The sequence below is a fragment of the Virgisporangium aurantiacum genome, assembly GCF_016863635.1.
Taxonomy (GTDB): Bacteria; Actinomycetota; Actinomycetes; order Mycobacteriales; family Micromonosporaceae; genus Virgisporangium; species Virgisporangium aurantiacum.
This window is the reverse complement of sequence record NZ_BOPG01000096.1, coordinates 22682-47287: the sequence shown is the minus strand read 5'-3', so window position 1 is coordinate 47287 and position 24606 is coordinate 22682. Positions and strand designations below refer to the sequence as shown.

The 24606-nt window shown below is 69.7% G+C and carries 24 protein-coding genes; 10 read left to right on the top strand and 14 right to left on the bottom strand.

Annotation, left to right across the window (positions count from 1 at the left end; genetic code table 11):
* Window positions 1-1045, top strand: a 1045-nt coding sequence (locus Vau01_RS55060) for a hypothetical protein (RefSeq protein WP_204010190.1), incomplete at its 5' end; no start/stop codon positions are given.
* A gap of 433 nt (window positions 1046-1478) precedes the next feature.
* Here the strand turns inward: Vau01_RS55060 and Vau01_RS55055 are convergent.
* Entirely contained in the window at window positions 1479-2510 is a 1032-nt protein-coding gene (locus Vau01_RS55055) for a peptidase (RefSeq protein WP_239152787.1), read from the bottom strand.
* A 553-nt stretch (window positions 2511-3063) separates the two neighbouring features.
* On the opposite strand from Vau01_RS55055, the gene Vau01_RS55050 reads away from it, so the two are divergent.
* Together Vau01_RS55050 and Vau01_RS55045 are read left to right on the top strand one after the other, a co-directional pair.
* Window positions 3064-3414, top strand: coding sequence for a cupin domain-containing protein (locus tag Vau01_RS55050; protein WP_204010186.1), 351 nt, complete (start codon window positions 3064-3066; stop codon window positions 3412-3414).
* Window positions 3415-3567: 153 nt separating this feature from the next.
* A complete protein-coding gene (locus Vau01_RS55045) occupies window positions 3568-3891 on the top strand; it encodes a hypothetical protein (RefSeq protein ID WP_204010185.1) in 324 nt (107 codons plus the stop codon).
* Between the two features lie 140 nt (window positions 3892-4031).
* Here Vau01_RS55045 and Vau01_RS55040 read toward each other — a convergent pair whose 3' ends face one another.
* The 7 genes from Vau01_RS55040 to Vau01_RS55010 form a co-directional block, all read right to left on the bottom strand.
* On the bottom strand, window positions 4032-4778 hold the full coding sequence (locus tag Vau01_RS55040; protein WP_204010183.1) for a hypothetical protein: 747 nt from the start codon (window positions 4776-4778) through the stop codon (window positions 4032-4034).
* Between the two features lie 807 nt (window positions 4779-5585).
* Window positions 5586-7115: a hypothetical protein gene (locus tag Vau01_RS55035; protein ID WP_204010180.1), complete on the bottom strand. Its 1530-nt coding sequence runs from the start codon at window positions 7113-7115 to the stop codon at window positions 5586-5588.
* The gene (locus Vau01_RS55030) at window positions 7115-7396 is read right to left on the bottom strand and encodes a hypothetical protein (protein ID WP_204010177.1); all 282 of its coding nucleotides are present in this window, start codon (window positions 7394-7396) and stop codon (window positions 7115-7117) included. The genes Vau01_RS55035 and Vau01_RS55030 overlap by 1 nt, the downstream gene beginning before the upstream one ends.
* Before the next feature lie 351 nt (window positions 7397-7747).
* Complete coding sequence (locus Vau01_RS55025; protein ID WP_204010174.1) at window positions 7748-8059, bottom strand: hypothetical protein; 312 nt, start codon at window positions 8057-8059, stop codon at window positions 7748-7750.
* A 386-nt stretch (window positions 8060-8445) separates the two neighbouring features.
* Entirely contained in the window at window positions 8446-8667 is a 222-nt protein-coding gene (locus Vau01_RS55020) for a DMT family transporter (RefSeq protein ID WP_204010171.1), read from the bottom strand.
* Window positions 8668-8771: 104 nt separating this feature from the next.
* Window positions 8772-9413 (bottom strand): response regulator, encoded by a 642-nt coding sequence (locus tag Vau01_RS55015; protein ID WP_204010168.1) that lies wholly within the window; start codon window positions 9411-9413, stop codon window positions 8772-8774.
* A gap of 2 nt (window positions 9414-9415) precedes the next feature.
* The gene (locus Vau01_RS55010; RefSeq protein ID WP_204010165.1) at window positions 9416-11377 is read right to left on the bottom strand and encodes a sensor histidine kinase; all 1962 of its coding nucleotides are present in this window, start codon (window positions 11375-11377) and stop codon (window positions 9416-9418) included.
* A gap of 133 nt (window positions 11378-11510) precedes the next feature.
* On the opposite strand from Vau01_RS55010, the gene Vau01_RS55005 reads away from it, so the two are divergent.
* On the top strand, window positions 11511-11831 hold the full coding sequence (locus tag Vau01_RS55005) for a hypothetical protein (protein ID WP_204010162.1): 321 nt from the start codon (window positions 11511-11513) through the stop codon (window positions 11829-11831).
* A gap of 244 nt (window positions 11832-12075) precedes the next feature.
* Here Vau01_RS55005 and Vau01_RS55000 read toward each other — a convergent pair whose 3' ends face one another.
* Complete coding sequence (locus Vau01_RS55000; RefSeq protein ID WP_204010159.1) at window positions 12076-13023, bottom strand: hypothetical protein; 948 nt, start codon at window positions 13021-13023, stop codon at window positions 12076-12078.
* Window positions 13024-13633: 610 nt separating this feature from the next.
* Window positions 13634-13840, bottom strand: a complete 207-nt coding sequence (locus Vau01_RS54995; RefSeq protein ID WP_204010145.1) for a hypothetical protein — start codon at window positions 13838-13840, stop codon at window positions 13634-13636.
* A gap of 250 nt (window positions 13841-14090) precedes the next feature.
* Between Vau01_RS54995 and Vau01_RS54990 the strand changes: the two genes are divergently transcribed.
* Window positions 14091-14759, top strand: coding sequence for a tetratricopeptide repeat protein (locus tag Vau01_RS54990; RefSeq protein WP_204010142.1), 669 nt, complete (start codon window positions 14091-14093; stop codon window positions 14757-14759).
* 18 nt (window positions 14760-14777) lie between these two features.
* Here the strand turns inward: Vau01_RS54990 and Vau01_RS54985 are convergent, their stop codons facing one another.
* Window positions 14778-15887 carry a glycoside hydrolase family 18 protein gene (locus tag Vau01_RS54985; protein ID WP_204010139.1) on the bottom strand — a complete coding sequence of 370 codons (1110 nt, stop codon included), beginning with the start codon at window positions 15885-15887 and terminating at the stop codon, window positions 14778-14780.
* A gap of 133 nt (window positions 15888-16020) precedes the next feature.
* Here Vau01_RS54985 and Vau01_RS54980 point away from each other — a divergent pair, with 133 nt between their 5' ends.
* The 3 genes from Vau01_RS54980 to Vau01_RS54970 all read left to right on the top strand — a co-directional run bounded on the left by Vau01_RS54980 (window position 16021) and on the right by Vau01_RS54970 (window position 20235).
* Complete coding sequence (locus Vau01_RS54980; RefSeq protein WP_204010136.1) at window positions 16021-18816, top strand: AfsR/SARP family transcriptional regulator; 2796 nt, start codon at window positions 16021-16023, stop codon at window positions 18814-18816.
* Between the two features lie 96 nt (window positions 18817-18912).
* Window positions 18913-19101, top strand: coding sequence for a hypothetical protein (locus tag Vau01_RS54975; protein WP_204010133.1), 189 nt, complete (start codon window positions 18913-18915; stop codon window positions 19099-19101).
* Between the two features lie 465 nt (window positions 19102-19566).
* Window positions 19567-20235 carry a DNA alkylation repair protein gene (locus Vau01_RS54970; RefSeq protein ID WP_204010130.1) on the top strand — a complete coding sequence of 223 codons (669 nt, stop codon included), beginning with the start codon at window positions 19567-19569 and terminating at the stop codon, window positions 20233-20235.
* A 292-nt stretch (window positions 20236-20527) separates the two neighbouring features.
* Here Vau01_RS54970 and Vau01_RS54965 read toward each other — a convergent pair whose 3' ends face one another.
* Window positions 20528-21301: a hypothetical protein gene (locus Vau01_RS54965; protein ID WP_204010127.1), complete on the bottom strand. Its 774-nt coding sequence runs from the start codon at window positions 21299-21301 to the stop codon at window positions 20528-20530.
* Between the two features lie 71 nt (window positions 21302-21372).
* The gene (locus tag Vau01_RS54960; protein WP_204010123.1) at window positions 21373-22989 is read right to left on the bottom strand and encodes a family 10 glycosylhydrolase; all 1617 of its coding nucleotides are present in this window, start codon (window positions 22987-22989) and stop codon (window positions 21373-21375) included.
* A 292-nt stretch (window positions 22990-23281) separates the two neighbouring features.
* On the opposite strand from Vau01_RS54960, the gene Vau01_RS54955 reads away from it, so the two are divergent.
* The gene (locus Vau01_RS54955) at window positions 23282-23794 is read left to right on the top strand and encodes a WD40 repeat domain-containing protein (RefSeq protein ID WP_204010103.1); all 513 of its coding nucleotides are present in this window, start codon (window positions 23282-23284) and stop codon (window positions 23792-23794) included.
* A complete protein-coding gene (locus tag Vau01_RS54950; protein WP_373320468.1) occupies window positions 23677-24192 on the top strand; it encodes a WD40 repeat domain-containing protein in 516 nt (171 codons plus the stop codon). Before Vau01_RS54955 ends, Vau01_RS54950 begins: the two co-directional genes overlap by 118 nt.
* Window positions 24193-24299: 107 nt before the next feature.
* Here Vau01_RS54950 and Vau01_RS54945 read toward each other — a convergent pair whose 3' ends face one another.
* The gene (locus Vau01_RS54945) at window positions 24300-24482 is read right to left on the bottom strand and encodes a YegP family protein (protein ID WP_204010100.1); all 183 of its coding nucleotides are present in this window, start codon (window positions 24480-24482) and stop codon (window positions 24300-24302) included.
* Window positions 24483-24606: the final 124 nt, after the last annotated feature.

The following is a 24606-nucleotide window of genomic DNA, read 5'->3' as shown; positions in this document are numbered from 1 at the left end:
GCACAACGGCCGGCTGTTCCTAGCCTGGAAGGGCACCGACGACAAGCTGAACCTGATGTTCTCCGAGGGAGACGGCGCGTTTCCCGCTGGGCCGTGGTATCTACTTGACCTCAATCGCGATGCGCCGGAGCGTCGGCTCGGGTTCTATATCGCCGCGTACCGCACGCCGCCCGCCGGAGTCGAAGGGATCGGCGATGGGGGACCGGAAAACCTCGGGATGCTGTACGCGATGGAGGCCGACACCATCGACCCCGAGACGTCGCTGCCCATGGACTTCGAAACGTTCCAGAAGCGGACGCTGGAACGCAACACCCATCTCCCCGCCAAACTCGACTACGGTGGCACGTTCGTCTTCCACACTCCCGACAACCACAGCTTCACGTTCCGGCTCCTGCCGGAGGGACACAAGTACACGGCACGAGTCCTGCGCATGGACGACGAGCAGTTGCCCGAGGATCTCACCACCCTGCCCTTGGTCCAAGGCCCGTACCTGACGTCCGCCGACCCGTTCTTCGCCGGTGGCCGCACCGGCCGCATCGAGGTACGCCACCCGGGATGTGACATCCCGCTCGTCCTGGACTATCGGGATGCCCAGAACCCCGTCTACCTGAGTAACATCGCCGCCTGCCCCCAGCCGTGGTTCGAGCGCGCCGAGGCGCTGCGGGCCTACGCCCGCGTCCTTACGGATGCAAACCAGGGTAGGGCTGCGGCCGCCGCCATCGCCACCGCCACGTTGATCGCGCTGCACATGGTCGGGATCGATCACAGCGTCCCGGTGGCGGATGTGACGCAATGGCTCACCGACCCGGAGTCCACCCCCTATCCGGCGCTCGCCGAGGCGCTGCTGAACCTGCTCGGGGCCAGGCGTCTTCGGCGGCCGGTCCACCTGGACGTCGTCCGCTTCAAGTACGAGGACGTACTCGGCGCTCCGTCGCCGCGCAGCGTGGCGGAGGTCGACTTCACCCTGCTGATGTCGGCGGTACTGCAGAGTTTCAACGAGCGCTACGGCGAGGCGGTCGGCGATTTCCAGGACCTGCTGCGCTGACCGGCGATGCCATCGCGCGACGGCCGGTGGCCACGGTGCCTCGCTGCGACGCGAGTTCTTCAACCGGGCCATCGCCGCGGCCGGCGCCGACATGGCGCACCCTGCTCGATCCGGGTGATGTTGGCAACCTACGACCGTTTCGGCGCGGCCTCCGTGACGTTGCGTTGTACCAGTGCAGACATGATGCATCGGGACAAGGCGCGGTGATGGCAGGACCGTCACCACCAGATCAGGGCCCGGCGAGCCCACGAGACCGGCATGTGGCTGATCTCCGCCGACGTCACCGGCAAACGCGACGAGTCCCGGATCGGTCGTGGCCCGACCAGCGTGAACAACGCAACCCGCGCCGTACTCGCGCAGCTTCCCACCGGCATGGCCTCCCTCGACAACGATCCGCACCTGCCACCAACGCGCCGACCCACAGGGCGAAACCTCACTTCTTCTTCGGGCACTTCAGGGTGGGTGCGCCGGACGTCGATCCACGTGTGGTCAGGTGCGAGTAGTGGGATCCGGATAGGCCAAGGGTCGCGATCGCGGTGGACCGCAGCGTCGTGGCCGTGGGGTCGTAGAAGCCCGCGGTGTTCGGTACCGCGCCGCGCCGGGCCGGATCGGAGGAACAGCCCTCCTGGAGCCCGGCCAGGAACGACTGTGCCTTGGACGCGGCGACGAACCGGCCGGCGGCGCGCAGCGCCTGCGCGGCCTCCGCCGTACCGGTGGCGTTGGGTACCCCGGAGAAGTCGCCGAACGCGCCGTCGGCGTGTTGCGCGGACAGGAGATACTGCAGGCTCACGGCCGCGTCGGCGTGTCGGCCAACGGCGATCAGGGCCTGTGTCGCCAACGCGGTCGGCTCGACCGCGCTGGTGCACGTCGGCTGGCCGAACACCAGCGGGTACCCACCGTCGGCGCAGCGAGCGGCGATCAGGAAGTCCGCGGCCGCCGCCGGCGCGCCCTCCGCCGTGCGGTCCAGCGCGAGCAGCGCGAAGGACTGCGTGTTGGGGCCGCTGAAGTCGCCGAACCCGGTCCGGTCGGAGAACCGGCCGGAGGGCTGCTGGAGGTCGCGCAGCCGACTGATGAGGTCGACCCCGCCGAACGAGGTCGGGTCACCGCCCCGTACCTGCACCAGGAGGGCAAGCTTGGCGTTGGTGGTGGCGAAGGACGTGAAGGCGCCATCGCCGGTGTACCCGGTGAGGATGTCGGGACGCGCCAGCCAGGCCATCGCACGTCTGCTGTAGGCATCCGCGGTCCTGGCGGCGGTGAAGGCGAAGACCGCGTGGACGGTCAGATCCTGGTTCGGGAGGATGAAGCCGAAGTTGTTCTCGAAACGTTCCCCGGCGGTCATCTGCCGGGCCAGCCAGCCAGCGGCCGCATCGGCCCGGTCGCGCGTGGACAGTGATGTGGCCTCGGCCGTCGCGGCGCCGGAAACGATGACGGCCGTGACCACCACGCCGCCAAGAAGGGTTATCACGCGTCGGATTGCATTGCGTCGCACGAGGGTCATGCCTTTCCGGCCGTGGGCCACAACGGGTGGAAGCAGGTGCCTATCTGCTGTTCGGGCTTGCCGGCCGGTTGGATGGCGCCGGGTGACGGCCGTCACGCGGGCGAGCCGGCCCGGCAGGGCCTCGCGTACCGGCTGGTTCGCCGTCAGTACGGCGTTCGTGCGCTCGGTGTCGACTTCGGCCTTCTCCTACAACTTGCAGCCCACACCCCACCTCGTCCTCGTCGGGCCACGCCATCACAGGCCACTGCGCAAGGCCGAGACGGGGCGAGATCACCTCGCCCGTGTCGTCCATCCACGTGGTTGCCCAGACCAGCTCGCACCCCAACTCGCGCAGCCTGCGCCGATCGTCCGGCCAGAGCCGGACCAACAGCGGACTGCCGGCTTCGTCCGCCGGCCGCCATGTACCACCCCGCACCTATCGGGCCTCGACCGAGTCGACCATGCCCGACCAGCGGCACTACAGGGCGTCGTTCGGTCGCAGCGACCGGCCGTGAGGTCCGGTGCGGAGTAGCTTCAGCCGATGCGAATCATGACGTATCCGGTGGAACAGGGCAGAGATATCACGGACTTCGGAAGTTCGGGGGTCAAGTTCTGCCCGTTGACGCGGATCGGTCGTGGCGGTGTTGCTGTCATGCACGTCGCGGCCGGTGGCGAGATCGGCAGGCATCCGGCGACCGTCGATCAACTCTTCGTGGTGGTGGCGGGACGCGGCAGCGTGTGCGGTCACGACGGCGTGTGGGAGCCAATCGCGACCGGCAAGGCAGCGTTCTGGGCAGCGGGCGAAGAACACACGACTCGAGCCGACGAGCCGCTCGTTGCCGTCGTCATCGAGGTGAGCCAGGAGACTGTCGCCAATCATCCGGCGTCGTAGCGCCTGGATCGCGGCAGATCCGGACACCAAAATCACTATTCTTGCTGCGATGTGGGTCTCGGCTCCAGGCTGTTCGTTCATCGCAACGTGCGTGGCTATCGGCCGGGTCTGATTCGATTAGCCATCACGATTTCGTGGGCTACCGTGCCGATCATGGTGGAGCGTCCAACCGCCCGGTGGCGGGAGCAGGTGGCGGAAGAGAAGGCCGGCCTGGCGTCCGGAGCCCTTGATCCGGATGACGCCTTCGCGGTCGAGCTCTGGCCCGAGCCGATGATCCAGGAGACCGATGAGGTCCTGGAGTGCTTCGATATAGCGGTTGCCGATCTGGTGGAGCACCGCTTCGAGGCGGCGCCGGACGCCGAGATCTTCGAGGTCATCAGACGCGTCGAGAACGTTCTCGACGAGGCCGGTATCGACGTCGACGCGCTCGCTGCCCGGCATCGCGGCCAGCGGCTAATGCTCAGCCGATCAAGCTGATTGTGGCCGCTGTGCTCGCGTTGGCCCTCGGAGGAGCACCGCTGGAAATCCCGCACCCCGTCATGTATGGCCGCACCTGGCCAAGGCCTCGACCGGCCTGTCGATGCTGAGTGCCCGGCCGGTCAACCCCGCCGGTGTGTTCAGCTGGCCGGCGTGAGCGCCGCGGAGCAGCGGCGCAACTCGTCCGGGCGTAGCGCGTGATCGCCGACGGGGTTGCGGCAGCTGTGCCGGGCGTGGCAGACCCACACGCCGTCGATGCACGACCAGGCGCCCTCGTCGAACGGGTCGTTCGGGAAGACGGTCATGAAGGCGGCGTCGCGTACCGCGCGGTCGCGGCGGTCGCGGCCGGTGACGACCTCCAGCGCCCGCGCGAACCAGTCGACCGCCTCGTCGCCGGCGGCGTCGTCACCCAGAATCGGCGCGAGGAGCAGGAGCCGCTGGGCGGTCACGAGTGGATCGGGGGACGCGGTGCGGGCGATTGCGCGCAGTTCGGGCCAGCGCAGTCCGGGTCGTGAGCCGTGGCCGGAGATCTCGGCCAGCCGCATGCCGGTGCCGGTGGCCGGTGCCAGCCAGTAGTCGGTTCGGTACTGGAGATGGTCCGGCGTCGGGTCGATGCGGTGGATGATCAGGACAGCGCCGCCGGTGACCAGGGGGACCGTGAATACCGGCAGCGCGTCGGGGTCGGACAGGTGGCGGTGGCGCAGCGTGCGCAGGTCGTCGGCTGTCACGTCGAACACGGCGGAGATCTCGTCGATCCAGGGGCCGTCGCCGGCTGCCTCGGCGGCGAGGAACGCCGGATCGGCCAGCAGCGGGGTGCCGTCCACGACCCGCGACGACAGGCGCCGCGAGCCGACGGACTCGAGGGTGTCGTAGCCGTGCAGGTGCACCGGTTCACCGCCATTCGCCGCGCGCTGACGGCCCGGTGGCCGCCGCTGTGACCGTCACCGTAAAGCGGAACCCCTTCGATGGCGGCAGCAGGCGGCGGAACTCTTTAACGCCCGGTGCGGTGTAGCAGCTGCTATCGCCGTGGTGGTGGAATCTCAACCGGCCTTCGGAGTCTCGGCCTCGGCGCGTCGGGCTATGCGATGGGGCAGACGTCGACGAGCAGCAGACACCCTATGTCGTGCAGGGCTGGGCCACCTCGCCGAACGGGTCACCCGGCCATGCGTTCCGGGATGCGCGCCAGTATGCGCCGCACTCTGCTGAGATGATCGTCGGCGGGTCAGCAAACGTCGGCACGTCAGCCGCACTCTGGCCAAGAGCAGTTACCCAACGTAGAGCGCGGTCGGCGGCCAGATCCGGACGCCTTGATCGCGGCTCGTTTGAGTGTCGGCCGGCCGCTTCACGTCCGCTGCCGACGTTCCTCAAGGACCTCCGCCGGTCGCGCCCGCGGCGTTCCAGATGCATTGACCTCGGCACGAACCGTCACCGGCGGCGGAACGACCCCACCCGCACGAACCGAGACGATCGTCAACACCGAGCCTGCGCTCGATCGACGGCATGAGCGCAACCTGATCTGGCTGTCGGCAGCCAGCTATGCGTGTCATTAGCGACGGTCATCGCCCTCGCATACTGGGACAGGGAGTGCCGTCGAACCCCTGTGCATGAATGCACCGGTGCGTGAACGTGTCACTCTTCTGGTTTGCGGTCGGTTGACCCCGGCCGGGTCAGTTCTTTGCTGAGATCCAGGGCTGTCAGATCCTGCTGGCGCCGTCTTCGAGGCTTGTCCGGTGGATGTTCGTGGCGGCGTAGCCGAGGTTGAAGCGGTCCATGGTGGTCGGGACGAACACGGGTCGCTGGTGGCCGGTGCGGCTGTACCGCCGTTTCCAGGCGTGGGACCAGGCGATGTCGAGATGGGCGAAGACCTTGGCCGGTTCCGGTTTCGTCTTGGACTCAACAAGCAGGCGGGCGAAGTAGACGGCGATCTGGTGGCCGGGAGGCGGCTCCAGCGGTGAGTCGACCAGTCGTGGTTCGGCGGCGCCTTCCGGTATGGCGGGTGTGTAGGCGATCGCGGCGTGCATAGCGCGTCCGACGGCATCGGCGAGAACCTCGGCCGCTTCGCCTGGGTCGGCGTCCTTCGGGAGAACGACCTCGGCGACGAGCGGCATTCTCCAGTAGGCCGTCTCGATCGGCTCGACCGCGCCGATCGAGACGAGTTCGGCGTTCGTGACCCGTTGGATGCAGACGTCGGCGGGGTTGGGATTGTCGACGGTGACGGTCCACCAGAACGGGGTCGACGGGTCGCGGTCGGGTGGTGTCCGGTCGTGTCCCAAGGGGTAGCGGCCGGCATTCTTCGGGACGACGCGAAGGGCCGGTTCGCCGGGTGACGGAGGCCAGAGCGTGACCGGTCCCGGCCGGAGTGCGGGTGCCAGGGCGTGGAACACGCGCAGCAGGGCGGCGTCGTCGAAGGTGCGGTAGTCGTCGGTGGCCAGTAGCCACACCCCGCCGGCGTGCAGCGGGCGGACCTCGACGAATGCGCCGCTCCCGGCGAGGGTGTCCAGGCCACCGACCCGGTCGAGGAGTTCCTGCGGCAGGATCGTCAGCCACGAGTATCCGCGCAGTGCCTCGCGGCAGACTTCGAGCGTGCGCGGGTAGGACCACCATTGCGGCGGAGCCGGGTTGTCGATGTTGCGCAGGCCGGCCTCGAACGCGGTCCTTCCGTGATCGTGGTAGGCGATGTGGCCGTAGGCCGGGTTGGCCTGGTCCGCGAAGCGGAACATGAGGTCGAGGTAGAGCCGCTGCGCCTGGGCACCGTCGAGCGGATCGGTCAGGTCTGCCTCGGACACGGTGCTGGTCAGGACGACCCGGTTCGGTGCGGTGTCGTGGCGGTCGACTTTCGCGCTGCACAGGCTGCCGGCCCGGTTGCCGCGGTAGTCGAGGTTGCCGAACCACAGGTGTACCGACCGGGGCACGTCCCGCAGTTCCTGCCGTACCCACCGCATGCCCGCCTCCGACGCATGACGGTACTGACCGCGCAGGCGCCGGCCGGGAATCGGGCGGGACATCGACAGGAACCCGAAAACGTCACCCGGCTCGCCCAGCGGCCCCTGTGCGATCCGCGCGGGCAACGGTGCAACCTGCGCCCGCGCCGCGGAGGCACGGGCCATCGACACCTCGTCCAACCAGCGATAGGCCAACTCGCCCAGGTCGCCGCCGGCGTCGTCGACGGTCAGCTGCAACTCCACGCTGTACGGCCGCCCGCCCGGCCTGCCGCCTTCCACCATCAGACGTCCCCGGCCGGGCGTGGTCTCAGACCGAGCCCGAACACGTCCCTGTGGAGCGTCCGGCGAAGGGCAACCCGAGCCTGATCGTCCTGGCGGGACGAGAACACCGAACCCACCAGAGAGACGAACGTCAGCGGACCAGAGAACCGGACATCCGGGTCGGTCACGATGAGTATCAGACACAGCAGCCCCACCGGCAGCGCCGCACGGGCCACCCAGATACCCGCCCGATACGAACGCCTCCGCCGGATCACATCCAGATCATCGCTGGTCAACGACACCGGCAGACTGTAGAACACTGGCGCCCGCGACCACCATAACCAGCAACAACGGCAACCTAACCCGCACCGAGGGTGATTCACCGTCGAGATGGCCAGAGCTACCGTTGACTACGTTCAGTAGTCCAGACTTGCGCGACGATGCCCGCTGTGCGTGCACCGATCAAGCGTTCGGGAGGCGTCGGGAGGGCCGAGGCGCGGACGCGCGAACCCGATCATCTCCCACCAGGACATCGGCCCAGCTCACACCCCGTGCGCCGTCGCGGGCTACGGCGGCGAGGTCGAGATCGACGTGTTTCGCGCGTACTCGTCGTTGCGCAGCTTGATGGAGATCCGGTGGCTGGTCGAGCACGGCTACGGCGCGCCGGCGACGCTCCCACAGGTTGCGGTGCACAACTCCTTGGCTGCCAGGGCTTGACGACGCCTCCGCCGTCGGTCAGAGGCCCTGTTCGGCGAGGATCGCGGCGACGGATTGGCCGTGCCGCGCCCGAGTGCCGCCTCGAACGCCGGCGGGTCGAGCATCGGGCGTACGACCCGGTCGCGGATGAGCATGTGGTGCACGAAGTTGGCTGTGTCGTGGAACAGTCCGCCGCCGCTTGCCCCGATCAGTTCGGCTGCCTGCTCGGCGTCGTCGCGGCAGGCCGCGGCGTACGACAGGGCCAGCACACAGTCGACGTCGGCGCGCCGGCCCCTCGGCCTCGACCAGGTCGCGAGCCCAGATCCGCACGGCCGCGTTGTCCGCGGCAAACCCGTAAACGTGATCTTGGCTGGGGCGGTCGCGATGCCCCAGAACCGAATCGCTACGACGGTGTTGCCGGGTGGCGTCCGAGACGGGGCGCGCTGGTGCGATTCACGGTGAGGCCGATACCTGTCGACGGCGGGACCGATATTGACAGCCGCACCGGTGCGGCTCGTCGTGCGCAGCCGGCGCGAAGGTGCCCCAGGTCGATGCCTTGAGTGCCGGCAACTTGGTCCCCGCTCAAGGCCATGTGGTGTTGACGCCTTTATCGACGCCGACCTCTCCACGACGTGGCGCCGTGTTCCTCACGTGGTCACCCGCGGGAGACCGATGCCGATTCTCGCGCTCGCCTGGTGCCGCTCGAGCGCTTGAACAGGAACGCCCCACCGACAACAAACGCGACGCTGATGATGATCCCGATGAGATTGCCCTGCGACAGTGCGGTGAATGCCCCGAGGATCCCGAGAATGACCAGGACCCCGCCACCAAGCCGCATGAGATAGCCGCCGACCGACTTCACCCGTTCATCAACCATGGACGGCGATCTACCCTTCGCGCTGATTCCACAAACTGCGGCGTCACGCCGCCGGCGCCGGCCCGATGCCGATCATCAGCGCATTTTCGGCAAACGGAACCGGCTCACCTCGACCCGCGCGTCAGGAACGCGAGCACCGCGAGGACCCGCCGGTGGGTGTCGTCGGAGTCGTGGAGGCCGAGTTTCTGGAAGATCGCGCGCATATGCGTCTCGACGGTGCGCTCGGTCACCACCAGGCGGGCCGATATCGCGCTGTTCGACAGGCCCTCCGCCACCAGTGCCAGCACCTGCCGTTCCCGGATGGTGAGAGCGTGAAGGAGGTCGTGTCCGGGGCTCACCAGCGCGCCGACGATCGCCGGGTCGAGCGCCGAGCCGCCGGCGCCGACCCGGCGGACCGCGTCGAGGAAGTCGTCGACGCGCAGTACCCGGTCCTTCAGCAGATAGCCGAACGCCCCGGTCGCCACCAGGTCGACCGCGTGCCGCGTGGCGATGTGCTGCGACAGCAGGAGAATCGGCAAATCGGGGTCGACGCTACGCAACTCCCGCGCCGCCTGCGCACCGTCGTCGGTCATCGAGGGCGGCATGCGTACGTCCACCACGATCAGGTCAGGACGGGCCGCGCCCACGGCGTCGGTCAGGGCTGAAGCGTCGCCGACCGCGGCGACCACCTCGTGGCCGGCCTCGGTGAGCAGCCGTACCAGCCCTTCCCGGAACAGCACCGAGTCCTCGGCGACGATGATCCGCACGTCTACAGCTCCGCTCGTACCGTGGTGCCGCCCCCGGGAGGGCTGTCGATCTCGAGCTGACCGCCCACTGCCGCCACGCGGTCGCGCAACGCGGTGAGACCGCTCGCGCCGCCGCGGCCGTCGTCGCCCACTGCGACGGTGAGACGCCCGCCGGCCCGCGCCAGCGTCACCGTGACGGAGGACGCGTCGGCGTGTTTGAGCGCGTTGCTCAGACACTCGGCGACAACGAAGTACGCCGTGGTGGCAACCGCCTCGCCCACGCCGGCGAGACCGGCACCGGCGGGGCCCGGGAACAGATCCAACGAGACCGGCACCGGACTGTCGCGCACGAGGTCGCGGATCGCCGCGTCGAGCCCCTCGTCGAGGCGGCCGGGCCGGACGCCGTGGGCGAGCCGGCGCAGTTCCGCGACCGTCCCCTCCAATGCCGCGACCGCGGCCTCGAGGTCCGCGTGGGTCGGGTCGCCCGGCGGATGCCGGCGCTGCGCGGACCGCAACCTCATCCCGACCGCGAGGACGCGCTGCTGGGCGCCGTCATGAAGGTCACGCTCGAGCCGGCGGCGCTCGTCGGCCACGCCCTCGACCAGCCGGGTGCGGCTGGCGCGGGCATCGGCAAGCGCACGGCGCAGTTCGACCCGTAGCCGACTGACCTCCAGCGGCAGCCGCGCCTCCACGGCCGCCTCCAGGGCGCGGCGTCGGCGCCGCGCCGTCGTCCGGCCGAGGAGGACCGCGCCGACCTCGGAGCCGCGGGCGGTCAGGGCGATCGCCTGTGCGGAATCCGGGACCGTGTGAGCGCCGCCGGACAGGTCAACGTACCCGTCGGCGCCCGGAAGCCATAGCAGCACCACGAGCGCCCGGTCGTCGAGGGCGGAACGCAGCGCGTCCTGCACGGCCTCCGGTTCGGCGCGCCCGTCGCGGACGTCGCGGACGAACTGCCGCACGGTCGCGATCATGACGGTCCGCTCCCGGTCGAGCAGGCGGCCGACCACGTCGTGGACCCGCCGGTGCAACGGCAGCAGAACCAGCGCGGTCACGAATGCCGCCGCCGTGACGCTGCCGGCCGTCCCACCGACAACACCGGCCCCGACTTGCGCGATTGCCAGCACCACGGCGGCGAACACCCCGGCCGACACCACCGACGTGACCGCCCAGGCCACCGTGCCGCCGAGCAGGCGATCGACGTCGAGCAGGTCGTGGCGCAGGATCGCGACCGCGACCGTCGCCGGTACGAAGAGAACCATCGCGGCGAGGAAGCCGAGGTAGACGTTGACGGACGCGCCGGCGAACTCGGCGATCCAGCCGGCGGCCAGCAGAACCGGCACCGACCCGGCACCGAGCATCAGCCAGCGCACTTGCACCCGCACCAGATCGTCGCCGCGCCGGTAGTGCACCACCAGAGCGGCCACGGCGCCGCCGAGCACGGTGAGCAGGCCGAGGCCGACGAGCACCTCCAGGGCCCGGAACACGGGGTCGGGCCACGGCAGCGGCGTCGTTCCCGGCAACGGTCCACCGCGGTCGGCGTAGCCCAGCGGCTCGACCGCGATCAGCGCGATAACCGCGACGGCCGCGGCCAGGTAGGCCCAGGGAAGGACAGCCCAGAAACGTCCGCGCGGACGCCCGTCGGGGAAGACCAGGCACAGCACGACGAAACCGGCCAGGTTGAACACCCACGCCCCGGGTGACACGTACGCACCGACGGATGCCGCGGGCGCGTCGCTGACACCCCAGTTCTCCATCGCCCACGCGGCGGATGGCGCGGCCGCCAGCGCGACCAACGCCGGCCCGACCGGGCTCGCCGGGCGACGCACCGCCACCACTACCCCCAGCACCAGCGCCGGCGACAACGTCGTGAGCGCCTGCACCGCGTTGGCGTGCGCGTCCGGCGCGTTCATCGTGAGGTTCGCCGCGATCCCGGCCAGGTACGCGAGCACGCCGGCGGCGAGCAGTACGTGGGGCCGGGTGGTCATCCCTCCATCGTCCCGGACCGAGGACCCCGGGCGCATCCGTGCCAGCACGCGTCCACCAGCACGCGCCCACCCGTGCCGGGTTTCAGCGACGGCACGGAAGACGCGGACCGGTCCCGAGGGACATCGTCATCGCATGGAACTCATCCTCATGATCCTCGCCCCGCTGCCGTTGGGATTCTTCGTCCGCAACCGGATGGCGGCTTTCGTCGCGTACATCGCGGCGCACGCGTTCGTCTTCACGTTCCAGACGCTGTCACTCGTGATGGAGTGGGCAAGCGGATCGGGCGCGGCGTTCGGCGGCCCGTTTCCCCGGTACGAAAACGCCGACCTGTTCGCGTACGGCCTGGTGAATCTGGTCATCTACGCGGTCGGGCTGGGCCTGGTGTACCTCGGCGCCCGTCTGGGCGGGCGGCGCCGGTCGCGCGGCCGGGCGCCCGCGGTCCTCGACGCCTGATCTGTGCCCCATTCGAGCGTTTCGCGCACCCGGCGCCAGGCCCGGTTCCACCGGTCGATCGAGGCTCGGGAGACCCGCACCGGCCGCCCGAACGGTCCCTCGTGGTCGCACTGGGCCAGGGCACGCACGAGCCGTTGTCGGTGGCGGTGACCGTGATCGGGAAGCTGCCGGCCGGGTTGTGGAAAGGCGCAGTAAGGCGTGAGTCCCGGGTGACCCCGGTTCGGGTCACCCGGGGGATACGCGCTTATGCCGCGATGGTCAGCGGAACCGTCGCGGTGTTGCGGGCGGGGGTCGCCTCTGGCTGGATCAGGCCGCCGTGGTTCATGACGCCCTCGAGGGTCACCTTCTCGTCCACCGGCAGCGTCGCCGGGTTGTAGGTGAAGACGATGTCGAAGGTGCGGGTCTCACCGGCGGCCATCCAGTCGCCGGGCACCTCGCAGTCCAACGTGCAGACCGCCGACGGCTCGGTGTGCGGGAGACTGGTGCCCTCGGGCTTGGCGATGCGCACCACACCAAAGTCGTTCGGGATGTCGTTACCCGCCCGGACGGTCACCGGGATGCGCACCTCGAACTCGCGCGTACCCGCCGTGCCCGGCAGCTCCCGAATCGCGGCCGGTCCGGCGGTGAGCTGCGTCCGGGCGACGGTGCTCGGCGCGTACGGCCGCGGGTGACGGATCGAACCGGTGGTGCTCTTCAAAATGCCGGCGTAGGTGTCCGACGCGGCGCCGGTTGCGCCTTCCCCATCCGGGGTGACCGTCAGGTCGGCCACCGAAGTGATCCGGGCCCGGGCTGACGGAGCCGCCCAGGAACCGAACGACAGCGTGTAGGTCTTCCGCGCGCCCGGCTCGATCCCACCGAACATGGCGCAGTACACCCGGGCCTCGCCGAACGTGCAGACCCCGTCGGAGCTGTTGAATCTCAGACCGGCCGGCAGGCCCAGCTCCATCATCGTGTTCTCTGACGCCTCCCCACCGACGTTGCGTACGGTGACCCGCAGGTCCCCGGTGTAATGGGTGCCGTCGTGGCTGAGCACCAGCGGCGCCGTGTCGACCGTGAACTTCGCCGGCCCGGTGGCCGGCGCCTGTCCGGCGACGGCCGGCGACGCGGCCGCCGCCGATCCGACGAACGCCAGCGCCGCGAGGCTGAGGACGCCGACGGCCATAAGCCGCCGTCCCCCGTGGATCAGATTCATCTCTCTCCCGCTCCCCTGTGTGCCGAGGTCGATGTCGCTCATCGATGCAAGTAACACTCAATGGGGCGTCGGTCGGTTTCAGGAAAGTAGCCGACAGATTTTGTCCACTGTTGACGGTTGACTGTCCGCCGGGGCGGCGGGGTGCTCGCCGGGCGAAGCGCCGCGTACGGCATCGACGCCACGCCAGGACCGTCGTCGGGCCAGTTGGCGTTGCCACCAGAGAAGCGTTCAACGTGTACCGGCGTTGCCGACTGCGAGTCGATCCGGGGACGTCTTGGTCTGGGGCGCGTCCGGCATGGCCGCCGACGTTCAGACTCGTTAGCCGCGCCCCGATGACCCCTGACCCTCACGCAAGCGGCAGGCTCCTCGCGTCCGCGACGTAGTGACTACGAGATCGAGAACAGACTCTCCCGAACCTGGGCGCCGCCTCGCGGGCCAACCAGACATCCTGTAATCGTCCACGGGGCCGCGTTGATTGGCCGGCGGCCGGCGGGGGTGGGGATCGTTGGGCCGAGTCCTGCTCGATTGCATCGACAAAGTCAGCTTGCGTACCAGAACCGCAGGGGCGAGCCGGCTGGCGCCGCCAGCCGGCTTGCCTGAACGGGTGCGTCTACCGCGCGCAGTGCAGGCGCGCCCTGGCCAACCAGTTCCCGCCAACCGGGTTGTTCTCCCGGATGGTGACGGTCGCCTCGTCACCGGGGATCGCGCCCCGGTAGGGCCTCGGGCGGCCGATCCGGACGCGGTCACCGACATCATCGAGCGCTGCGCGCGGCTGCCGCTCGCGCTGGCCATCGTCGCCGCCCGCGCCGCCACCCATCCGCGCTTTCCCTTACGGGCGTTGGCGGACGAGCTGCACGGCACCCACCTGGACGGCTTCACCACCGACGTGCGGGCGGTGTTCTCCTGGTCGTACACGACGCTCACCCCCCGGCGCCGCGCGGCTGTTCCGGCTGCTGGGGCCGCACCCGGGGCCCGACATCTCCGCCCATGCGGCGGCCAGCCTCGCCAGCCTGCCGTTCGCGGAGACCAGGGCCCTGCTGGCCGAGCTGGCCGGCGCCCGGGCCGCCGTGGCGTCCGGCGAACGACTCGCCGATCCGCGCGCGCGGGCCTACGCCCACCGTTACCTCGCCCGCGCGAGCTACCTGCTCCGCCACCACCGGGACGCCGAAACGCATTACCTGCGCGCGCTGGACGCGTCCATCGAGGCCGGCGACGACCTCGGGCAGGGCCACACCCTGTTGGAAATGGCCAGAATGTGGACGGAGCGGGGCCACGCCCGTCGCGGTCTCGACTGCGCCCAGCGGGCCATGGCGCGGTACGGGGCCGCCGGCTACCGACCCGGACATGCCGAGACCCTCACCCAGATCGGCTGGTGCCACCTCGAACTCGGCGAGTACCGGCACGCGCTCGACCACTGCGAGCGGGCGCTCCCGCTCCTGCGGGAACTCGACGACCGGCCCTGGCTGGCGAGCACGTGGGACAGCCTCGGGCAGGCCCACCACCACCTCACCCAGCACCCCGACGCGGTGAGCTGCTACCGGCAGGCTCTCGACCTGTTCGACGATCTCGGCGACCGGTGCGAACAGGCGACGACGCTCATCAACCTCGGGGACACCCAGCGCGCTTCGGGTGACGCCACTGCCGCGCGCTCCACCTGGTGCCGGGCCCTCACGATCCTCGACGACCTCGACCACCCGACGGCCGACACCGTCCGCGCCAGACTCAGGACGACCTGACCCGCTCGGAGGAGCGTCTCATCGTCGCGGCCGGGGCCGCCCGAGCGGGAGGCTGGATTGAAACGGGCGGGACATCGCGGCCAGCAGGGTGTGCTCGTCGTCGTCGCCGGCGAGCTCCCACATGAACGCCCCCCGCAAGCCGTGCGTTGCTGAGAACCGGGATCGCTCCTCGATCGACTCGGCGTCCTCGTAGCTCACGAACGTCCGCGAGCCGGCATGGTAGAGCCACGGCGAACGCGCCACCGGGTGGCGGTAGCGGCTCCAGGCCGGATCGGGGAGCAGGTCGCGCTGGATGTCGCGCCAGTCGCCGACCTCGACCGTGCCGGTCTGCGGCTGGAACAGCCCACCGCCGGCCTCGGCACGACCGGCACCCGTCACCCGGAACCCGCGACCGTAGAACGGCACCCCGAGTACGATCTTGTCCCGCGGCACCCCGGCGGCCTCGTAGTACGTCACCGCACCCGAAACGCAGTTCCACGGGCGCAATGCCGGATCCAGCGGGTCCTCGGCAATCTCGTACAGCGGCGCGTTGAACGTGGCGACCGGCGAGAACGCCGTACCGAAGTCGTAGGTCATGAGGTTGACGAAGTCCAGCACACCGGCCAGTACCGCCAGCTCGAAGCTCTCCGCCGGATCGTACGGCCCGGCGGACTGCAACCGGCCGGCCGGCAGCGCGGCCGTCAGCAGCCGGTCGGGTCCGAGGCGCCGGCGGAACTCGACCGCCAGCAGGGTGGCGTTGCGCCGGTCCTCGGGCCGGTGCGTCACATTCTCGGGTCCGCCCGACACCGGGAACTCCCAGTCCAAGTCCACCCCGTCGAAGTCACCGAGCTGCCCGAGGCAGGAGTCCACGAACGCGGCCCGCGACTCGGGCGTCAGCGCCGCGTCGGAGAACCCGCCCGCGCCCCAGCCGCCGATCGAGATCAGCGTCCGCAGCCCGGGGTAGGCGCGCTTGAGCGCCGCCAGGTCGGCGAAGTGTTGCGGCGCATTTCCGCCGACTACGCACCGACCCTGATCGATGCGGGCGAACGCGTAGAAGACATGGGTCAGGACATCGGCCGGGATCCGAGCGACCGGGTAGCGCGGATTGTCGGCGTATCCGGGGTAGTACGCGCCGAGGACGGCCGCCACGGTCAGCCGACCATGGCCAGGACGCAGCCGATCATTGACGTACCGTAGCAGCGGAACGGGCCTTGCTCAGGGACCGGTGGTGTTGATACTGGCGGTGGTTGCCCGGTCCGCGGATCACCGTAGAGTGCCCGATGTGGAGTTGCGGCTGCTCGGGCCGGTGGAAGTCCGATCCGAGACCGGCGTGCTGGTCCCACTGCGGCGGCGCCAGGAACGGCTGGCGCTGGCGGTACTGCTGTTGGAGCCCGGCCGGGCGGTCGCCGTCGACCGCCTGGTCGACCTGCTCTGGAACCAGAAGCCGCCGCCGATGGCGCGGGCGGCGCTGCAGACCGTGATGTCTCACATCCGCGCTGCGCTACGGTCGGCGACCGGCGGTGACGCCGCCGAGTCGGTTCGGCTGTTGGCCCGGGGCGGGGGCTACCTGCTGCAGGTCCGGCCGGAGTGCGTGGACCTGCACCGGTTCAACCGTCTGGTGGACGAGGCGCGAGCCGTCAAGGATCCCTCGGTGCGCTCCGCGCGGCTGGCCTTGGCGCTTGACCTGTGGCGGGGGCCGGCCCTTGGGGACGCGGCGACGGGCGACGCGCGGGAACGGTTGTGCAGTGAGCTGGAGGAGTCGCGATTCGCGGCGATCTGCGACCGGATCGACGCGGAGCTCGACGCCGGGCGGCACGCGGACGTCGTCGCTGAGCTTTCCAGCCTCACCGTCGAACACCCATTGCGGGAACGGTTGCACGGCCAGCTGATGGTGGCCCTGTACCGGTGCGGGCGTCGGGCCGACGCCCTTGATGCCTTCCGCCGGGCTCGCCAGCTACTCGTCGCCGAGCTCGGCCTGGAACCGGGTTCGCAGTTGCGCGCGCTGGAGGCGTCCATCATCGCCGACACCGCCCGGACCGAAGACCTGCTCCCGGTGGGCACGCAGGCACGCTTCGTGCCGGCCCAACTGCCGCCCGACCTTGCCAGCTTCGCGGGCCGTTCCGACGATCTGCGCCGCCTCGACGCGTTGCTCGCCGAGGACGCCACTGCGACCGCACCCTCGATCTGTCTGGTGACCGGGACCGCCGGGGTGGGCAAGACCACTCTGGCGGTGCGGTGGGCACAGCAGGCCCGCGATCGTTTTCCGGACGGCCAGGTATTCCTGAACCTTCGCGGCTTCGATCCGGTCGACCCGCCGGCTGGCCCGAGCGAAACGTTGCCGGTACTGCTGCAGACACTGCAGGTGCCCGCAGAGCACATTCCGGCCACGCTGGAGGCCCAGGTCGCTTCCTACCGCAGCCTCCTGGCCGGTCGGCGCATGTTGATCATGTTGGACAACGTTCGCGACGCGGACCAGGTGCGGCCCTTGCTACCCGGGTCGCCCGGGTGCGCCGTCGTGATAACCAGCCGCAACCAGCTCGCCAGCCTGCTGGTTGTCGATGGTGCCCAGTTGCTGCCGCTGGACCTGCTGTCCGCGGACGAGGCCCGTGAGCTGCTGGCCCGCCGTCTGGGTGCCGAACGCGTCGCCGCTGAGGCCGGCGCGGTGGACGACATCATCGCCAGGTGCGCGCGACTGCCGTTGGCGTTGGCGATCGTGGCGGCTCGCGCGGCAACGCACCCGGCGTTCGCCCTCGCCGCGCTCGTCGGTGAACCGCACGATCCGCGCGTCAGCCTGGACACTTTCGACGGCGGCGACCACGCCACCCGGGTACGCGCCGTCTTCTCCTGGTCCTACCAGTCACTCAGCCACGGTGCGGCGCGGCTCTTCCGGCTGCTCGGTCTGCACCCTGGGCCCGACATCGCGGCACCCGCCGCCGCGAGTCTGGCCGGCACGCCGATCGGGCCGGTGCGCATGCTGCTGGCCGAACTGGCCCGAGCGCATCTGGTCAGCGAGAACAGGCCCGGCCGGTACGGTTTCCATGACCTTCTGCGGGCGTATGCCGCGGAACTCGCCCACACCCACGACCACGGCACCGAACGCCACGCTGCGCTGCACCGGCTGTTCGACCACTACCTGCACACCGCCCACACGGCGCATCGACTGCTGACCTCGCATCGAGACCCGATCGTCGTCGGCACACCCCTGGCGGAGGTCGCCACGGAGCGTCTCACCGACGACGCACAGGCGCTTGCCTGGTTTGACGCCGAGCGCGTCGTCCTGGTCGCCGTCGTGGCGCAAGCCGCCAAGGCAGGCTTCAACACCCACTCCTGGCAACTGGCATGGGCGCTCACGGAGTTCTTCGACCGACGGGGCCACTGGCACGGGTGGGCCGCCACGCACCGCACCGCTCTTCGAGCCATCCACGGCCAGACCGACCATCTTGGGCAGGCGCACATCCATCGGGGCCTCGCCGTCGCCTACGCGCGGCTGAGCCGGCACGACGATGCGGTCACACACTTCAACCGGGCCCTTGAGCTGTTCACCGAGCTCGACAACCGGACCAGTCAGGGCCACACCCACCTCGGACTGGCATGGTTGTTCGACCGCCAGGGCCGGTGCCCGCAGGCACTCGATCACGCGATACAAGCCCTCGACCTGTACCGCGAGGCCGGCAACGCGGCAGGACAGGCGAACGCCTTGAACGCCGTTGGCTGGTACCACGCCCAACTCGGCAATTACGAGCAGACTCTGGTCCACTGTGAACCGGCCATCGCGCTGCAGCGGGACTCCCGCGACCGCAGAGGCGAGGCCAGCACCTGGGACAGCCTCGGGTACGCCCACCGCCATCTCGGCCACCACGAACAGGCCACCGCCTGTGGTCGAAACGCCGTTGAGCTGTACCGCGAGATCGGCGACCGGTACAACGAAGCCGACACGCTCATCCGCCTCGGCGATACCCGGCACGTGGTGGGGGACCACCACACTGCTCGGGAGAACTGGCGCCGTGCCCTGACCATCCTCGACGAACTCGGTCACCCAGACGCCGGCGAAGCCCGAGCGAGGCTTTCACACCAGTGAGGCGCCCGCCGGATCGGGTTGGTCAACCCTTTGACAAGGATTTGCCAAGCCGAGAATGTCAGGCTCCGGTCCGATCTCGACACGAGGAGGACCTCAATGACAGATAGCTTGCTTCGGTTCGCTGACCGGATGTTGGAGCGGCTGGTGCCGAAGACCACCGCGAAGGCCGACACCACCTTCTGGCGTACGTGCTACTGCTCGGGAGGCATCAAGCGGATCCAGCGGTGTCACACCGCCGGCGGCACCACGAGTTGCGAGCCGTGCATCCTGGGTGGCGGCTGCTGAGCTGACGCTCGGCCCGGATTCGTGTGGCCGGCTGGCTAACCACATCGGCAGGCCACACGGCCCGGGCGCGCTCGCCCCGAAACAGTTGAGGTACCCGTGATGGCGTTTCTGTCAGCGGCCGCCGGCCCACCGCACCCGATCTTTGACAACCCGTGACCGGTCCGTGCCTCCTGGACCGGCGTCCGGGGAGGCGCGGCCGCCGTCACGCGGGACGGACCGTGAAGCAGTCCCGAGGGACCACGCGGTAGTCGCGTAGAACTTCGCCAGTTCGGCGTCGCCGCCCGAGTTGTCGGATGCCGCGGCCCGCCGGTCCTACTGGCTGTCCCCGCGCCTGGTGGCCCGGAGAATTCGCGCTTCGGATGTCTGGTTCTCGGTTGTCCGTTCGACGCAGTGGTGAGGGCGCCCCCAGCCACGGGAGAACGGTCGTCCTTATGATCCTCACCATCTGGACACCGGAGGGCACTTGTGGACGCCGACCCGACCGCCGAGACATTCCTCAATCGGCTGCACCGCGAGGCCACACAGGCCGGCGGCACGGTACCGATGCGGGTGATCTTCGCTCTGGCCAAGGAAATGATCGACATGCCGGTCACCGGGATCGAAGCCCTGCTCGACCACCCCGACCACGACGTGCGCGTCGGCGCCGTCAGCATCATGGACTGGCAGGCACGCCGTCGACGCACCCCACCCGAGCATCGTCGGCAGCTGTTCGAGCTCTACCTGCGTCGCCACGACCGGATCGACAACTGGGACCTGGTCGACCGCTGCGCACCCCACGTCGTGGGCGGATACCTGTACGACAAATCCCGCCAACCCCTGTACCGCCTGGCGCACTCGGCAAGCCAGTGGGAACGCCGCACCGCCATCGTGGCCACCTACTACTTCATCCGCCTCGGCGACCTTCACGACACATTTGCCATCGCCGACCTCCTTGCCCACGATCCTGCCGACCTCGTCCAGAAAGCCGTCGGCGGATGGGTACGTGAAGCCGGCAAGCGTGATCAGCCAGCACTACTGGGATTTCTCGACAGGAACGCCGCAACCATGCCCCGAACCGCGTTGCGGTACGCCGTTGAGCACCTGCCACCCGAGACAAGACAGCACTACATGCAGCTACACCGCAACATCGCCTGATCCCGGCCGACCGCGCAGCTGCGGCAGTGTTTCGCCTCGGCGTTACTGTCCTTGCATGTCGATCGACGAGCACCGCATGTTGACCAACCTGCTCGACGCGTTCGACCGGCTTCACGACGGGATGATCGAGGTCACCGACCTGGCGGCTCTGATATTCGCGACCAGCCGTGCGCTCCATGCCTGGCCGCGTGCCGAGGAACTGGTCGCCGCCGAGAAAGAGGTCCGGCACATCGCGTGGCAACAACGCCCGGAGGCAGACCGCAGCAGTCAGGCGTTGGACCTCGTGCAGCCGCTACGCGTCCACATCTCCCGCGAGTTGGCGGCTGCCGGCCCGAAGCCGCGTCACCGCCCCGGCATCCCGGCCGGGCATCGGGAAACGCCGCCGCGGCCACGGCGTTAGTGGAACTTCGGCTCGAGCGGCTTCGGCGATGGCCGTGAGCGCCTCGACGAGTGGATCGAGATGGCCGTGCACCGTCCACGTGTCGGCAGTGATCATGACGAGGTCGTCGGTGATCCGGACCTTCTGGACCGGAATCGTTGCCGCGGCCCGCGCCAGTCGCCGCCGCACCGGCGGGGTCATGAGCGTCGCGGCGGGCCCGGTCGCGAGGGTGACCCGGTACGCGCGCTCGAAGCCCAGGTCCAGCACGTCCGGCTCGGGGAGGCCGGTGTGGGTCCGCGGCCGGCGCTGGAACAGAGCCCGGCCACGGAGCACGGCGTAGGACAACCGTCCGCGCCGTCGCAGAGCCACCCGCCCGGTGATGCCCGGCAGCCGCAGCGCGCAGGCGAGGAAGAACGACTCGAAACCGGTGACGTACATGATCGTGCAGGTATAGCCGCCCACGTCTCCGCGGACAGCGAGCACGGCCTTGTCAGCGTCGGCCGCCTTCAGCAGCAGCGGCGACGGTTCCGTGACCGGCGCCCAGTCGCGGTAGTTCGTCCACGCCGTCACCTGGCTGTTGAGGTCGACGTGCGCCTTGACCGTAAGGACGCCGGCCATCAGAAAGAGGCCCCACACCAACAGGGCAAACACGATGAGTGCGCCGATCCCGCCCAGCCAGCCATGCACAGTTATCTATCGTCGCACGCCAAGTCGATCTGGCGACCGCGCTGAGCAAGTCGCCATCGGGTGCAACGCTTTCACCGTGGCGGGGCCGGCGGCCCGACGAGCAGACCCAGGCGTGGCGTGGCGGTCGTGCCCGGGCGGACGTCGACGGTCGTGGTGGAGGTGCCCCGAACGCCGGGCGGCAGTGCGACGTTGACCCGCCAGGTTCCCGGCGCCAGGCCCACGAAGCCGAACCAGCCCGAGCCGTCGGTGACCCTTCCGGTGACCGTCCGCCCGGAACGCACGTGTGTGAGCGTGACCGGTGCCTGGTCCAGCGGCCTGCCGTCGGTGATGACGAGCGTTCCCGCGATGTGGCCGGTTGTGGGTCGTTCCTTCCACGGCATGGCCGGGACGGTCGCCGGGCTGGCGAACAGGGGTCGTTGTCCGGTCGGGTCCGCTGTCGTCAGTCCGGCGATCAGGTGTTTCCGGTCGGCGTTCGCGAGTGTCTGGTCACGCATCGAGGCCGCACTCGGTGCGGCGTAGGAGTACCCGCTCCAGCCGGCGACGGTGTTGCCAGCGGGCGAGGGTGCGAGCGCCTTGCGCGACTGGGCCAGGCTCTCGTCGACCGTGTTCAGGTACAGTCCCGGCCCGACTGCGGTGTGCCGGTGGCCGGCGCTGTCGGCGAGCGTCTGATTCCACTCCTCGAACATGCGCGCCTGGTCGGGTTTGCTCTCGCGCTTGTAGTTCATCGCGATCGTCAGATCCATGATCCCTTCCGCCAGCCAACCTCGCCAATCCTGGTAGACCTCGGCGTAGGTGCGCGTGTTCGTCCACCCGCCGACGGCCTGCGGCCCGTGGCCGTAGACGATCGCGCTGTGCGACAGCCGCAGACGCGGCTTGATCGAGCCCATGGTCAGGTAGACCTTGCGGACGTAGTTTGTCACCTGAGCCCGTCGCCACGCGCTGAACTGCGGATCGTTCGGCGCCGGTGGGCTCTCGCGGCCGGTTGCCGCGCGGAAGCGGGCGAGGGAGACCTCGGAGTATCCCCAGTCACTGTGCGTCGAGCTCGAATTGTTGTCCGGGTAGCGGATGTAGTCGAGATGGATGCCGTCGATGTCGTAGGCCCGGACGATGCTCGCGATACCGGCCACGTAGTAGTCGACCGCAGCCGGGTTGGCCGGATCGAGGCTGCGCATCGTGGCTCCGCCGACCTCGACGCCATCGACCCGTTTGTTGAGCCACCGGTCCGCACCGGTGGCCGTCGACCCGTGCGTGTTGAGGACGTGATCGGGCTGCGGTGGCGGGGCCGCGGTGTTCCACACCGGCGTCGCGTTGACCCACGCGTGCAGCTCGATACCGGCGGCATGCGCCTTCTGGATCGCGTACTCCAGCGGGTCGTAGGGCAACGCGGCTATCGGTGCGTGCGTGCGTGGGAAGCGCGATCTGTTGCAGAAGCAGTCGGCCCAGCGGCCCACCTGGACGATCAGCGCGTTGACGTTGGCCGCGCGAGCGTCGGCGACCAACGCGTCGACTTCCGCCGGCGTGTAGATGCCGGAATGGAAGGAGTCCACCCAGAAGCTCCGCCACTGTTCGGCGGAAGTGCCATTGGCCGAGGGCTCGCCAACGACCGGGGGAGCCGGAACCGGAGCCACGGACCCGGTCGTCACCAACGTGGCCGCCGCGACGACGACCCCGGCCCTGAAACGCCGCATCGAAGGCAGTGTACGTCCCGACACTCGAGATCTGAACTCTGCCGGTGGTCAGCCAGCGATCGCCGCGCCCACGTCCTCGCCCTCACCGAAGCCCTACCGCTCAAACCATTTGAACGGCCATACCACCCCGCCGGCAGATCCGCATACCGCCCGCAGCGCGGCAGATCAGGATGCCTTCGCAGCCCTGCCGCTCAGGCTTGAACGCTGAGGCCGTCACTCCTGCTCCCATGCGCCGGAACCCTGCGGCAGGTCTGTACGTGATTCGTTGCAGGACCGGCGACAGGAGAGACCGATGAACGCACCGGAGTGCTCGCAGGCGCTGTGCTGGTCACCGGACGGCACGGCCGTCGCCGCCGGTGGTGCCGACACGGTGCGGATCTGGGACATCGCCACCGGAACCGTCTCCCGGGTGCTCAAGGGCTACCGCTCCGCTGTGTACGCGCTGGCCTGGTCCCCGGACGGCGCCCGGATCGCGAGCGCCGGAGGCTCCGGCCGGGTCCGGCTGGTCGACGCGCACACCGGCAAGCTGGACCGCTCGTTCACCGGCCACGGCACCGCATGCTGGACGATCGGCTGGTCCCCGGACGGCGGTCGGCTCGCGGCGGGTGGTCGCAGCGGCGTGCTCGTTCTGTGGGACCTCGCCACCGGACGAGGCCCCGAAATCCGGGTCACCTACCGCAGCCCCGGATTGCGGACCTGGCCTGGTCCCCGGACGGTGCGCGGATCGCGACCGGCGACGCCGAGGGTGCGGTGCACATCTGGGACGCCGGAGCGAGAACGAAGATCTGGTCCGCCGCCACCGTGACGAGGTGGATCGCAAGCGTGGCCTGGTCCCCGGACGGCGGGTCGATCGCTGCCGGTGCGTACCGGACCCTTCGGGTCTGGGATCTGGACGTGCCGGCACCGGCCCCGATCCCCGTGGCAACCGTGCGCGGCCATGAGGCGATCGTCAAGACGGTGGCCTGGTCGCCCGACTCGACCCTGATCGCGACCGCCGATGTGGAGAACAACGTCCACCTCTGGCGGGCCGCCGACACCGCGGCGCCCGTCCGGTCCCTCGCCGGGCCGGCCGGCTGGGCGGTCGCCTGGTCGCCGGATGGGCGCACCCTCGCCACCGGCAGCCCGGACGGCCCGCTGCGGCTGTGGGACGCCGCGACCGGTCAACTGACGGCGACGCTCGGGGCCGGCGTTACGACGCCGTGAGCCCGGCGGAGCGGAGTAGGCATACGACCGCCGCCCGGAAAGTAAATGCACCCGGGCGGCGGCCTTGGTTCGCTGTCAGGGTCATCCTCGACGCAGAAGACTGGGTGTCAGGCGTCGGTCTCTACGATCTGTGCGCCATTCGCAGCACGCTGTACGCCCTCGCAGCCGGCCTTTGCCGCGGTCTTGGTCTCGTATGCCTCGCCTGTCGCGACGACCTGGCCGTTGGAGGCCTTGAGCCGGAACCGGAACTTGCCTGCCTTATCGGAGTACACCTCGAATTTGCCAGCCATCGCTGCCCTCACCTTCTGTAGCGGGACCGCGCCATGATCTTGACGCGGAATCGTCCCGCGAATCTGGCCATCTGTGCGTCAGTAGGCGCACATACCCGCTCGCCGCAGTGTCGAACCGGAAGTT

Coding starts and splice junctions, on each gene's coding strand:
- Vau01_RS55020 (WP_204010171.1), bottom strand. CDS start 8,667: ATGGTTGATGAACGGGTGAAGTCGGTCGGCGGCTATCTCATGCGGCTT.
- Vau01_RS55045 (WP_204010185.1), top strand. CDS start 3,568: ATGGTGGAGCGTCCAACCGCCCGGTGGCGGGAGCAGGTGGCGGAAGAG.
- Vau01_RS55005 (WP_204010162.1), top strand. CDS start 11,511: ATGGAACTCATCCTCATGATCCTCGCCCCGCTGCCGTTGGGATTCTTC.
- Vau01_RS54960 (WP_204010123.1), bottom strand. CDS start 22,989: ATGCGGCGTTTCAGGGCCGGGGTCGTCGTCGCGGCGGCCACGTTGGTG.
- Vau01_RS54975 (WP_204010133.1), top strand. CDS start 18,913: ATGACAGATAGCTTGCTTCGGTTCGCTGACCGGATGTTGGAGCGGCTG.
- Vau01_RS54955 (WP_204010103.1), top strand. CDS start 23,282: ATGAACGCACCGGAGTGCTCGCAGGCGCTGTGCTGGTCACCGGACGGC.
- Vau01_RS54995 (WP_204010145.1), bottom strand. CDS start 13,840: ATGGGTGGCGGCGCGGGCGGCGACGATGGCCAGCGCGAGCGGCAGCCG.
- Vau01_RS55010 (WP_204010165.1), bottom strand. CDS start 11,377: ATGACCACCCGGCCCCACGTACTGCTCGCCGCCGGCGTGCTCGCGTAC.
- Vau01_RS55050 (WP_204010186.1), top strand. CDS start 3,064: ATGCGAATCATGACGTATCCGGTGGAACAGGGCAGAGATATCACGGAC.
- Vau01_RS54945 (WP_204010100.1), bottom strand. CDS start 24,482: ATGGCTGGCAAATTCGAGGTGTACTCCGATAAGGCAGGCAAGTTCCGG.
- Vau01_RS55000 (WP_204010159.1), bottom strand. CDS start 13,023: ATGAATCTGATCCACGGGGGACGGCGGCTTATGGCCGTCGGCGTCCTC.
- Vau01_RS55035 (WP_204010180.1), bottom strand. CDS start 7,115: ATGGTGGAAGGCGGCAGGCCGGGCGGGCGGCCGTACAGCGTGGAGTTG.